The following is a 12,199-nucleotide window of genomic DNA, read 5'->3' as shown; positions in this document are numbered from 1 at the left end:
CTTCCGCACTGCCCCCGACACCCCACCCCCGCCTACCGTGGACCACGACACCGGACAATCCGCCCCGCCCCCGTGCGGCCCTCACAGGCGGGCGGTTCCCCGACCACCCGTGAGGAGGCAGCGATGCCCTTCACCGACCGAACCGACGCCGGCCAGCGCCTGGCGCACCGCCTGACGCCCCTCGCCGACCAGGACGTGGTGGTCCTGGGACTGCCCCGGGGCGGGGTACCGGTGGCCCACCAGGTCGCCGCCCACCTCCACCGGCCCCTGGACGTCGTCGTCGTCCGCAAACTGGGAGTACCCGGTCAACCCGAACTGGGCATGGGCGCCGTCGGAGAGGACGGCGTCCGCGTGATCAACGACCACATCCGCCGGCGCGCGGGCGTGGACGCCATCCACCTCGCCGAGGTCGAACGCCGGGAACGCGCCCAGGTCGACAGCCGCGCCGCCCGGTTCCGCGGCGACCGCCCCCGCACCCCCCTCACCGGTCGCACCGCCATCCTCGTCGACGACGGCATCGCGACCGGTTCCACCGCCCGCGCCGCCGCCCAGGTCGTCCGAGCCCACGGCGCCCGACGGGTCATCCTCGCCGTCCCCGTCGCCCCACCCGAGGCCGTGGACGCCCTCCGGGACGAGGTCGACGACCTCATCTGCCTGGAAACCCCCTCGATGTTCCTGGCCGTCGGCCAGGCCTACGCGCACTTCGACCAGACCAGCGACGCCGAAGTCGTGGACCTGCTCTCCCGCGACCACACCGGGCCGTCCTCCGTACCCGGCCCCCCGGCGAGCAGCACCACCGCCGACCAGGACGTCACCGTGCCCGCCGGAACCGTCACCCTCCCCGGGCACCTCCACCTGCCCGCCCAACCCCTGGGCCTGGTGATCTTCGCCCACGGCAGCGGCAGCAGCCGCCGCAGCCCCCGCAACCAGCGGGTCGCCGACGCCCTCACCGCCGGGCACCTGGGCACCCTCCTGTTCGACCTGCTCACCGCCGAGGAAGAACGGGACCGGGCGCGGGTCTTCGACATCCCCCTACTCGCCAGCCGCCTCCGCGCCGCCACCACCTGGGCGCGGGAGCACCCCCGGGCCGCCGGCCTGCCCATCGGCTACTTCGGGGCCAGCACCGGTGCCGCCGCCGCGTTGTGGGCCGCGTCCGACCGGGACGCCGACATCGCCGCCGTCGTCTCCCGAGGCGGCCGCCCCGACCTCGCCGGCCCCCACCTCCCCGCCGTCCGGGCACCGACCCTGCTCATCGTCGGCGGAGCCGACGAGATCGTCCTCGAACTCAACCGGCAGGCCCACACCCGACTCGGAGGCCCCGCCGACTTGGCCGTGGTGCCCGCCGCCACCCACCTGTTCGAGGAACCCGGCGCGCTCGACCAGGTCGCCGACCTCGCCACCCGCTGGTTCACCACCCACCTGGCCGCCCTCACCCACCCCGCCTGAGACCCCACCCACCGCCGGCGGCCTCCCCGATGACCCCCGCCCACCACCCCCACCCCGGACACGACCGGGACAGCGCCGCGCGCCGCGGCCCACCGGTCACCCTGTTCCTGGCCGGCGACGTCATGACCGGACGCGGCGTCGACCAGCTGCTCCCCGGCGCCGGCGCCCCCGAGATCCGCGAGGACTGGCTCCGCGACGCCCGCGACTACCTGCGGCTGGCCGAGGCCGCGCACGGCCCGCTGCCCGCCCCCGCCCCCCACGACTGGCCCTGGGGCGACCTGCTCGCCCTGCTCACCGAACTCCGGCCCGCCGCCCGGCTGATCAACCTCGAAACCAGCGTCACCAGGGCCGACACGTTCGACCCCGCCAAGGCCCTGCACTACCGGATGTCCCCGGACAACCTCCCCGTGCTGACCGCGCTGGCCCCCGACGTGTGCACGCTGGCCAACAACCACGTCCTCGACCTCGGCCACCCCGGACTGCTCGACACCCTGCGCGCCCTCACCGACGCCGGCCTGCCCACCGTGGGGGCGGGCACCGACGCCGACCACGCAGCCCGCCCCCACCGGATCCTCCTGCCCGGCGGGAACTCGCTGGCCGTGCTGGGCTGCGCGACCCCGGACAGCGGCGTCCCCGCCACCTGGGCCGCCAACCCGGCACGACCCGGCGTGCACCTGATCCCCGACCTCTCACCCACCGCCGCCCACACCCTCGCCGCCCGCCTCGCCCCCGCCCGCCGCGCCGGCGCGACCACCGCCGTCTCGGTGCACTGGGGCGGCAACTGGGGGTACACCGTGCCCCCGGCGCAGGTGGACTTCGCCCACCACCTCATCGACGGGGGAGTGGACCTCGTCCACGGCCACTCCTCCCACCACCCGCGCGCCTGGGAGGTCTACCGAGGGCACCTCGTCCTCTACGGCTGCGGTGACCTCATCAACGACTACGAAGGCATCACCGGGCACGACTCCTACCGCCCCGACCTGCGCGCCGCCTACCTACCCGACCTCGACCCCGACAGCGGACGCCTGCTCCGCCTCCGCGTCGCCGTGCTCAGATCCGAACGACTGCGGCTGCGCCTCGCCTCCCACGCGGACCGCGACCACGTGCGACGCGCCCTCGACGACACCGGCCCCCCGGGCCGGGAACGGCTGGTCCACGACGGCGGACTCCTCTCCGGCCCCGCCTGACAACGGCAACCCACGTTGCCGTCCCTGCCATAATCGGGTCATGAGCGGACCCGGGGACCCCGACAGCGACCCGACCTCACCCCCCGACGAACTGGAGACGGTCCTCGCCGAGGTGGGACCCCGGCTGCGGAGGGTGCGCCAACAACGCGGCGCGACGCTGTCCTCCCTGTCAGCCGCCACCGGCATCTCGGTGAGCACCCTGTCCCGCCTGGAGTCGGGACGGCGACGACCCAGCCTGGAACTCCTGCTCCCCATCGCCCGCGCCCACCAGGTACCCATCGACGAACTGGTGGGCAGCCCACCGGTCGGCGACCCCCGCATCCGGACCCGACCCCGCCAGATCCGGGGGATGACCGTCATCCCGCTGACCCGCCAACCCGGCGGACTCCAGGCCTACAAGTTCGTCATCCCCGAGACGCAGACCGAACCCGACCCCAAAACCCACGAGGGCTACGAATGGTGCTACGTCCTCAGCGGCCGGCTGCGCCTGGTGCTGGCCGAACACGACGTCGTCCTGCGCGCCGGTGAGGCCGCCGAGTTCGACACCCGACTGCCCCACTGGTTCGGCAGCACCGGCTCGGGGCCCGTCGAACTGCTGAGCCTGTTCGGCCGCCAAGGCGAGCGGGTCCACGTCCGTGCCCGCCCCCGCGCCGCCGACCCCGACTGACGCCGGCCACGCCACCGGACCCAGCCCCCTCAGGCCTCCCGCCACCCGACGTGCACGGTGGCCGCGGACAGCAGGAACAGGTCCGGCCGCCGCGCCACCCCCTCCGGATCCTCGGGATCCAACAACCGGTCCAACGCCCCCCGGTCCGGCGCGCCCAGCGCCCCGCCCGCCATCTCCCTCGCCCGGCCCAGCCGGTCCACCACGTACTCGCGGACCTCCGGGGGCGCCGGAGCGGGCACGTCCAACAGGAACGACCGACTCCGGGTACCCACCAGCCCGGCCCCGGCCAGCTCCGCCGGCCAGTCGGTCACCGGACCCGGACCGCCCGGCTCGTGATGGCCCGCCAGCGCCTCGGCCACGGCCTCCGACACCAGGGCGTCCAACCGCGAGGGGAACCCGGCCGATCCCGGCCCGGACCTCGCGGGCAGGAACCGCATCGGCAGCCCTCCCTCGACGACCGCGAGCAACCCCCCGGGCTGCAGACGCCCCGCCAGCGACCGCACCGCGCGCGGCTGGTCAGCCACGTGGTGCAGGACGCGACTCGCCCAGATCACGTCCGCCACCGGAAGACGGTCCAGGTCCGTGTTCAGATCGGCGTGGTGGACGTCGAGCCGCTCCGACAGCCCCGCCCGCCGCGCCCGCGCCTCGGCGTGGCGCAGGAGAGCCGGCGCACCGTCCACGGCGGTCACCCTGGCGGTGGGGAAGGTCAACGCCAGGGTCTCGGTGTGCACTCCCGGCCCTGACCCGACGTCGAGGACCCACTCCACCAGGTTGGGGCCCACGAGCTCGGCGATCCACCGGGTGGCGGCGGTGACCCACGGGACGGCCAGCTCCGCCTCACGTTCGAGCTCTCGGGAACGCTGCTCCCAGTCCTGCGGGCCCGGCGTCGAGGTGCCGTCGCACTCGGGCGTGGGCCGGGACGGGTGGTGGTGGCTCATGAGGCACATCCTGCCGGTCCCACACCCGCCACGACGCCCGACGGTGACTTTCGTCCGTTCCTCCGCCCCACCGTGCGACACCGAGCCCCCGCCCACCCCCCGAGAGGGAGGGGCCCACCTCACGGGGCGCGTGGGGCGGGAACCAGCCGGGGCCCCCGGACCCCGACGGGAACGGGCCCCCCGCCCGGGCGGGGGAGCGGCCGCCCCATCCGCACCCCTGACTCCGGCCACCACCCGGACAGCCGAGGACCACCGGGCCCACGGGACCACCCCGCACCCCTGGCGGGCGGAGCACGAACCGGGGGGTGCGGAGGACCGGCAGGCCAGCCCACCCGCCCTCCTCGCCGAAAACCCCGGAAGGTTCCCGACGACGGCCAACAGCGGCCCCAACAGCCTCGAGAAGAACGAGCACCCAGGTCCTCCACGCCACCCGACGCACCGACGGGTCCCCTGCTACCGGGTCCCGGTCACCCCGGCGCCCGACCGGATGCACAAATCACCGCGCGACACCGACCACGCCACCGGCACCGGCACCCGAAGACCACCCAGCGCCGCCACCTCACGGGAAGCCCCCAACGCCCACCGCCAGGCCGGCCTCCCGGCCCCGGGCAGCGGCCAGGACCGAAACAACCGGAAGACCTCGGCGCCCTCGTCCGCCCACACCACGCGCGGCGCGCCACGCAACACCAGGTGCGGAGCAGGGACGCCCACCCGCCGCACGGCCAGCTCCGAGGACGAGGCGACCTGGGCGCGCACCCCGCACCACCGGTGCGCGACCTCAGCAGCACCCACCTCGGCGGAAGGATCCACGAACCGCCGCCGCGACCGCCAGGCACGGACCTGACCCCCAGCGGAACCACGACACCCTCCCGGCGCCACGCCCGCCGAGTCCAGCGCACCCCCAGCGACACCCACGCCGGACACTCCACCAAAACCTGGACGTTCCCGTCGCCGACGAGCGGTACCGTCGCCCACCGTCTCCTGACACACGGGAGCGAGGAGGAACACGAACGATGAGCAAGGAACATCACTACGCGGTCACGGTGCGCTGGACCCCCCAGCCAGGACAGGACACCTCGTCCTACCGCACCTACACCCGTGACCACGACCTGGTGGTGGAGGGCAAGCCCGTCCTCCAGGGAAGCGCGGATCCCTCCTTCCGCGGTGACCAGTCCCGGTGGAACCCCGAGGAGTTCCTCGTCGGCGCGCTGTCCGAATGCCACCTCCTGACCTACCTGGCGCTGTGCGCGACCCAGGGGGTGGTGGTCACCTCCTACGAGGACGCCGCCACCGGCCTGATGCGCATGGAACGGGTCTCCAGCGGCAGGTTCGTCGAGGTCGTCCTCAACCCCGTGGTCACCGTCACCGACGCCAGCATGGTCGAGCGGGCGGAGGAACTGCACGCCGCGGCGCACCGCGACTGCTTCATCGCGAACTCGGTCAACTTCCCCGTGCGTCACCAGCCGACCATCCGCGTCGCCAGCTGAGCACCGGCCACACCACACGGACCGCACCAGCGGAACGGAGGGGCCGGGTCCACCGCGACCCGGCCCCGCACCGTCAGCCCCCTGGCCGCGACACCTCACCCACGCCAGGCCCAGCGCCCCAGCCGGCCACCCCCAGCGGCCGTTGCCACAGCGCCGTGTCCCACCACCTGCCGTGCTTGAAACCCACTCCCACCAGCCGCCCCACCTCGGTGAACCCATGCCGCCGGTGCAACTCCGTGGAGGACGCGTCACCGGAGTCCGCGATCACCGCGATCATCCGCCGCGCACCCGCACGGGCGCACTCGCCGAGCAACCGGCTCAACAACGCGCCCCCGATACCCAGACCCGTACGGTCCGGACGCACGTAGATCGAATCCTCCACCGTGTGCCGATAGGCCGGCTTGTCACGCCAACTCCCGGCATAGGCGTACCCCGCGACACCCCCCTCGACCTCGGCGACGAGGAACGGCAGCCCCCGGCCGGTGACATCGGCCAGGCGCTGCCCCCACCACTCCACCGTGGGCGGCACCTCCTCGAAGGTGCTCACCGTGCCTGTCACGTAATGGGCGAAGATCGCCGCCACCTCGGCCAGGTCACCAACACGCGCGGGACGGATTAGCACGGCACCAACCCGCCCCGGACTTTCCTCTACAGCGGACACGAAAACACTGTAGTGCTGGAACCGCGTGGCCTCGCCCACCGCGTACAACGCCTCCGCCGGGACGAGGCATGACCCCGCACGACCTGGCCACCGCCGCCTTCGGTGAGCGCCAGCATGCTCCCCGCCGTCGAACGCGGCGAGAAGGCACCCACCGTGGTCGTCCTGACCCGGACCGCCGGGCGGACTCTCGTCGCCCCACCACCCCCTGATCACCGCGGCCGAACAGGACCCGGTGGTACCCGCGCCCCGCCAGCGACCACGCCCACCTCCACGAGGCCGGGGGATGGCACCGGGAATCCTCACCCCCGAACCCCCGGAACCCACTTCGACCGGATCCACGGCACCCCTGCCCCCGGAGGCGACACGGGAGAACTCCCCGCCTCCCACGGCTTCGAGCTCATCGAGTCAGGAACCCGCACACTCACCACCGACGGACGAGCCCTGACACCGGAGACCGGCAACTCCGCCTACTTCCCCTCGGGCGACGCGCACGGCTACGCCAACCAGGGGAGCAGTCGACCGCGTGCACCTGGCGGCCTGGACCGCACACGCGACCACACCACCCCAGGACCGCACCGCGAAGCCACCTGGACCGCACCGCCCCACGACGCGCCCGCACGGCCACCGCGCTCCTCCCACCACCTCCGACCGGGCGACACGACCCCGGCGACCACACCCGCACCACCGGCCCGCCACACGACTCCCCCCGCCCACACCACGCCAACCCACTAGAAGGTTGGTGCCACGTTTCGCCCGGTGGCACCCCGCCACACGCCACCAACCCTCCAACCACGACCGCTCGGACCGCCCACGCCCCGCCACCACGCCAACCGCCGGACACCCCAAGCCCGAGCGCCACTCCCATCCACCGCCCGGCCCACCACCCCACCACCAACCGGACCTGGCGTCGATCACAGACCGTTGATAACCTGTCACGGGCGGTCCCTGGACCCGGCCGCCCGTCGTCGCCAAAACCGGCAACCACCACGGAACGCGGCGCGCACCCGGTGACGCCCACCACGGCCACCACCGCGCACCCACCCGGAAGCCCGGCACACGTCGCACGCCGACCATCCCGCGCAGCCCCGCGCACCGGCCGGCCCCGACCACCACGCGACCCGACGCGCACCACACGTCCACCCCGAACCACCCGTCGCCACACGCCCAGCAGCGCCCCCTGACCACCCGGGGAGCAGCCGCAGGACACGCGGCGACACCCGTCCCACCCACCGGCCGGCCCGCCCGAGGACCGGCCCACCCGACCGCGACCACCCACCCGCACAGCGGACACCGCACCCGACGAGGCCACCCGCGCCCCGCCGGGCGGACACCGCCACCCTCACACGACGTCGCGGTCGGGACGACCACAACGGAGTGACCCCATGCGGCCCCCGCACCACCCCCACACCACACGACACCGCCCCCTGACCACCACCCTCGCCCTCGCCGTCGCCCTCGCACTCCTCATCCCAGCCGCCCTCGCGGGCCACCCACCACCCACCCCGGACCCAACCCTGGTCAGAGTGGACACCGGGCTCCTCAAGGGACACCACGACACCGACCACCGCGACTTCCTCGGAATCCCCTATGCCGCCCCACCCGTCGGCGACCTCCGCTGGCAGCCACCCCACCCACCACCACCCTGGACCGGCACCCGGGACGCCACCACCCCCGGCCCCCGCTGCGCCCAGGGCCCCGGCCTCGGCGGCACCCCCGCCAGCACCGCCGAGGACTGCCTCCACCTCAACGTCACCACCCCACCCCCCACCGCACACCACCACCCGGCACCGGTCCTGGTGTGGATCCACGGCGGCGGCTTCACCACCGGCGCGGGCAGCGACCACGACCCCCGCGCACTCGCGGCCAACGGCCTCGTCGTGGTCACCCTCAACTACCGCCTCGGCGCCCTCGGATTCTTCGGCCACCCCGAACTCCCCGGCAGCGGCACCTTCGGCCTCGCCGACCAACAGGCCGCCCTGGCCTGGGTCCGCCGCAACATCGCCGCCTTCGGCGGCGACCCCACCACCATCACCCTCGCCGGGGAGTCCGCCGGCGGCATGAGCGTCTGCACCCACCTCACCTCACCCACCGCGCGCTCCCTCTTCCACCGGGCCATCCTCCAGAGCGGCTCCTGCTCCGCCATCTTCCCCCGCAACGCACTCGGCCCCGGAGATCCCGGACACCTGCCCTGGCGCTCCCTCACCCGCACCGAGGAAGCCGGCCAGCGCACCACCGCCGCCCTGGGATGCCAGCACGACGACGACCCCCTCCGCTGCCTCCGCTCCCTGGACGTCACCGCACTCACACCCCACCACGACGACTTCACCCAACCCGCGTACGGGACCCCGCTCATCCCCCCCCCCCCCCCCACCGCCCTCGACCAGGCCGCCGTCCACCGGGTCCCCGTCCTCATCGGCACCACCCGGGACGAGATGACCGGAGTCGCCTCGGCACTGCACGGCCGCTTCGACAACGACGACTACCTCCACCTGCTCCACGACACCTTCGGCCCCCACGCCGACACCGTCGCCGCCCACTACCCCGCACCAGCACACCCCAGCCCCGCCTCCGCCTGGGCCGCCCTCAACACCGCCCGCGCCGTCGCCTGCCCCGTCCTCACCGAAGCGCGCGCCTGGGCCAACCACGTCCCCACCCACACCTACGAGTTCGCCGACCCGGGCGCCCCCAACCCCGGCCACCCCCGCCGCCCCGACGTCCCCCTGGGCGCCAGCCACGCATCCGAACTCGGCTACCTGTTCGACTGGGGCGGGGTCACCGAACAGCTCACCCCCGCACAACGGCGACTGGCCCACGACATGGTCACCTACTGGACCCAGTTCGCCCGACACGGCGACCCCAACAGCCCCGGCGCACCCACCTGGCCGGCCCTCCACCCCTCGTCCCCCCACCCCGCCACCCTGGCCCTGGCACCCGGCCCCACCGGGATCCGCCTGACCGACCCCCACACCACCCACCACTGCCACCTGTGGCGGGAGGACACCCCCACAACCCTCGACTGACCCCGCCCGGCACCGTCACACCCGTGCCGCCACCCCCACCCACCACCCCCGGCCGGAACCGGGGACACCCGCCCGGCACCCACCAGCGGGGGAGGGGAGGGCACCCCCACCCCCGCGTGGCCCTCCCCGCACCCGCCCCCTCCCCGTGGAAGAGTCCCCAGCGCAACCCCCGCCCCCACACCACTACCGAGGACACCCATCCCACGGAGGCACGATGCCCACCCCCGACGTCTCCGTCGTCGGATCCGGCCCCAACGGCCTGGCCGCCGCCGTCACCCTCGCCCGCGCCGGCCTCGACGTCGAGGTCCACGAAGCCGCCGACACCCCCGGCGGGGGACTGCGCACCACCACCCTCTTCGACAGCGACACCATCCACGACCTGTGCTCCGCCGTGCACCCCATGGCCGCCGCCTCCCGCTTCTTCCGCGAATTCGACCTCAGCACACGCGGCGTCCACCTCCGCACCCCCGACACCAGCTACGCGCACCCCCTCGACAACGCCCCCACCGCCGTGGCCTACCGGGACCTCGACCGCACCTGCGACCGCCTCGGCCCCGACGGAGCCCACTGGCGATCCCTGATGACCCCACTCGTCCGACACAGCGGCGACCTCTGCGACCTGCTCCTCGCCGACCAACGACACCTGCCCGCCGCACCACGCGCCGCCCTGCCGCTACCCACCCGCGTCCTCACCCACGGCACCCGACTGGGTCGCCACGCCTTCCGCGACCCAGCGGCGCCCGCCCTCCTGGCCGGCGTCGCCGCCCACACCGTCGGCCGGCTCCCCAGCCTCACCGGCGCCGCGGTCGCCCTCCTCCTCGGCCACCTCGCGCACACCACCGGCTGGCCCCTGGTCGAGGGCGGCTCCGCCCGCATCACCGACGCGCTCCTGGACGACCTCCGAGCCCACGGCGGCACCCTCCACACCGGAAGCCGCGTGACCGACCTCCGGCAGCTCGCCGCGTCGCGCGCCGTCCTGCTCGACCTCGCCCCAGCCGGCGTCCTCGACATCGCCGGCCCCTCCCTGCCCGCGGGCTACCGCAGGAGCCTCGAGCGCTTCCGGTACGGTGCCGCCGCCGCCAAGGTCGACTTCCTCGTCTCCGACCCGGTTCCCTGGTCCGACCCCGACACCCGAGGAGCGGGCACCGTCCACCTCGGCGGCGACCAGCACGAGGTGTGGGACATCGAAACCATGACCGCGCGCGGACGCCACGTCGCCCGCCCCTTCACCCTCCTGTCCGAACCCTTGACGATCGACCCGACACGCGGCCGCCCCGACCGACGTCCGGTCTGGTCCTACTGCCACGTCCCGCACGGTGACACCCGCGACCCCGTCGACCGGGTCCGTCGGCAGATCGAACGCTTCGCCCCCGGCTTCTCCGACACCATCATCGCCGCCCGTGGTGTTCCCGCCGCCGCGCTGGCCGCGTACAACCCCAACTACGTGGGCGGGGACATCGGTGCGGGAGCCATGACGCCGTGGCAGGCCATCTTCCGGCCCGCCCCCCGCTGGGACCCCTACCGCACCCCGTTGTCCGGCGTCTACCTGTGTTCCTCCGCCACTCCGCCCGGCCCGGGTGTGCACGGCATGTGCGGCTACCACGCGGCGTCGCGGGTGCTCCGCCACGAGTTCGGGATCGACCAGCCTCCGGCGCTCGGCCCGAACTGATCACCCGCGACGCCGGTCGCGCCGGCCCAGGCCTCCCCGGGGCGGGAGGCGACGGGCCGCCGCGCGGGGTCGCCCGCGCGAGTGGCCGGGAGTCCTCGACCACCCGGCGGGCCTCCCCACGGTTCGCGGCGCGGACCGACAGGGCGGGTGGGGGAGGGGCCGCCCCCGCTCACCGGTGCCGTCACCCCAGCACGTCCGGCCTCCGGTGGCCCCGGCGACCGCCCACGAGGGCGACGGCGGCGGGTGGTGACCCGGCCAGCCCGACGGGGAGGGGACCGGCGGGATCGGTTACCACCACGGGCGGGGTGGACCCGCCGGTCATGGTCCACCTCGCAGGGGAGAGGAGCCGGACCACGGGGGCCGCGACGAAACGCGGGCCGGTCCCGGGATCGCGCGCCGCATGCCTGTCCGATGCGGACGGCGGACTTCGCGGCAACGCGGACGAGCACCGCCGTCCCGGCACTTTTCATGGATAATCGCAATTATCCATGAAAAGTGGGGCTGGTTCCGAAGCCCGCGGTGCGGTGGGGGTGACCCCGCGCCGTCCGGCCTCGAAGGCCCACCTCGGGGGACCGCCTCGGTGCGCCCGCCGGGCCTCTGGCGGGCTTCAGGCGACAGCACGTGGCTCGCCAGCCTCGCGCCGCCCGGTCCGGCGCGGACGTGGCTGGCGAGCGGGCGACCGTCGCACCCGGACCGTGGTCACCCGCGCACCAGCCGACGGTGTCGCCCTCGGCCGCGAACGGACGGGCCATGTCCTCGGCAGCCGAGGGCGACGGCGCCTGGCACGGCCTGTCGTGCCGCCCACCCGGCCACCGCCTCGCCGGCGGGACGAATACGACGGCGTCGCCGCTCGTGGGGGCCGCGTCGGCGAGTGCCACGGCCGGCAGGGTCCAGGCGGAACCCGCGCACGGGAGACGCGGGATATCGGGGCGATCGGAGTCCCTAGCACGGTTCCACCAGCGGTTCCACAAAACGCCGATAATGTACATTATGTCAAGTAATGCTGGTCCGGCGCGGTGAGTGATCCGCTGGCCACTCCCCGCCCGCCGACGGTCGTCCGGCCCCTCGGCGACGACTGGACGAAAGCCCCGGTCGTCGGAATCGCTCGGCCCGCGCACCACCCC

The 12,199-nt window shown here is 74.5% G+C and carries 9 protein-coding genes; 6 read left to right on the top strand and 3 right to left on the bottom strand.

Going from position 1 to position 12,199, the window contains the following annotated elements; translation table 11 throughout:
- Nucleotides 1-123 precede the first annotated feature (123 nt).
- The 3 genes from C1701_RS24790 to C1701_RS24780 are packed head-to-tail and all read left to right on the top strand — an operon-like array spanning nt 124 to nt 3,300.
- Nucleotides 124-1,446 carry a phosphoribosyltransferase family protein gene (locus tag C1701_RS24790; protein ID WP_103056724.1) on the top strand — a complete coding sequence of 441 codons (1,323 nt, stop codon included), beginning with the start codon at nt 124-126 and terminating at the stop codon, nt 1,444-1,446.
- 29 nt (nt 1,447-1,475) lie between these two features.
- The gene (locus tag C1701_RS24785; RefSeq protein WP_103056723.1) at nt 1,476-2,633 is read left to right on the top strand and encodes a CapA family protein; all 1,158 of its coding nucleotides are present in this window, start codon (nt 1,476-1,478) and stop codon (nt 2,631-2,633) included.
- Nucleotides 2,634-2,673: 40 nt separating this feature from the next.
- The gene (locus tag C1701_RS24780; protein WP_035291632.1) at nt 2,674-3,300 is read left to right on the top strand and encodes a helix-turn-helix domain-containing protein; all 627 of its coding nucleotides are present in this window, start codon (nt 2,674-2,676) and stop codon (nt 3,298-3,300) included.
- A gap of 29 nt (nt 3,301-3,329) precedes the next feature.
- Here the strand turns inward: C1701_RS24780 and C1701_RS24775 are convergent, their stop codons facing one another.
- Complete coding sequence (locus C1701_RS24775; RefSeq protein WP_081715306.1) at nt 3,330-4,238, bottom strand: class I SAM-dependent methyltransferase; 909 nt, start codon at nt 4,236-4,238, stop codon at nt 3,330-3,332.
- 453 nt (nt 4,239-4,691) lie between these two features.
- Complete coding sequence (locus C1701_RS24770; protein WP_155886058.1) at nt 4,692-5,030, bottom strand: hypothetical protein; 339 nt, start codon at nt 5,028-5,030, stop codon at nt 4,692-4,694.
- Between the two features lie 221 nt (nt 5,031-5,251).
- Here C1701_RS24770 and C1701_RS24760 point away from each other — a divergent pair, with 221 nt between their 5' ends.
- The gene (locus tag C1701_RS24760) at nt 5,252-5,725 is read left to right on the top strand and encodes an OsmC family protein (RefSeq protein ID WP_026418021.1); all 474 of its coding nucleotides are present in this window, start codon (nt 5,252-5,254) and stop codon (nt 5,723-5,725) included.
- Between the two features lie 73 nt (nt 5,726-5,798).
- On the opposite strand, the gene C1701_RS24755 is transcribed toward C1701_RS24760, so the two are convergent.
- Nucleotides 5,799-6,347: a GNAT family N-acetyltransferase gene (locus tag C1701_RS24755; protein WP_081715327.1), complete on the bottom strand. Its 549-nt coding sequence runs from the start codon at nt 6,345-6,347 to the stop codon at nt 5,799-5,801.
- Between the two features lie 1,421 nt (nt 6,348-7,768).
- Between C1701_RS24755 and C1701_RS24750 the strand changes: the two genes are divergently transcribed.
- Nucleotides 7,769-9,406 (top strand): carboxylesterase/lipase family protein, encoded by a 1,638-nt coding sequence (locus C1701_RS24750; RefSeq protein WP_103056722.1) that lies wholly within the window; start codon nt 7,769-7,771, stop codon nt 9,404-9,406.
- 214 nt (nt 9,407-9,620) lie between these two features.
- The gene (locus C1701_RS24745; protein ID WP_026418022.1) at nt 9,621-11,075 is read left to right on the top strand and encodes a phytoene desaturase family protein; all 1,455 of its coding nucleotides are present in this window, start codon (nt 9,621-9,623) and stop codon (nt 11,073-11,075) included.
- Nucleotides 11,076-12,199: the final 1,124 nt, after the last annotated feature.

Source organism: Actinoalloteichus sp. AHMU CJ021, from assembly GCF_002895405.1.
Lineage (GTDB): Bacteria > Actinomycetota > Actinomycetes > Mycobacteriales > Pseudonocardiaceae > Actinoalloteichus_B > Actinoalloteichus_B caeruleus.
The sequence above is the reverse complement of the archived record's forward strand: the minus strand, read 5'-3'. Positions and strand labels throughout refer to the sequence as shown.

Excerpts from the sequence above, each read along its gene's own strand:
- C1701_RS24750 (WP_103056722.1), top strand. The coding sequence starts at position 7,769 with ATGCGGCCCCCGCACCACCCCCACACCACACGACACCGCCCCCTGACC.
- C1701_RS24775 (WP_081715306.1), bottom strand. The coding sequence starts at position 4,238 with ATGAGCCACCACCACCCGTCCCGGCCCACGCCCGAGTGCGACGGCACC.
- C1701_RS24780 (WP_035291632.1), top strand. The coding sequence starts at position 2,674 with ATGAGCGGACCCGGGGACCCCGACAGCGACCCGACCTCACCCCCCGAC.
- C1701_RS24790 (WP_103056724.1), top strand. The coding sequence starts at position 124 with ATGCCCTTCACCGACCGAACCGACGCCGGCCAGCGCCTGGCGCACCGC.
- C1701_RS24785 (WP_103056723.1), top strand. The coding sequence starts at position 1,476 with ATGACCCCCGCCCACCACCCCCACCCCGGACACGACCGGGACAGCGCC.
- C1701_RS24760 (WP_026418021.1), top strand. The coding sequence starts at position 5,252 with ATGAGCAAGGAACATCACTACGCGGTCACGGTGCGCTGGACCCCCCAG.
- C1701_RS24745 (WP_026418022.1), top strand. The coding sequence starts at position 9,621 with ATGCCCACCCCCGACGTCTCCGTCGTCGGATCCGGCCCCAACGGCCTG.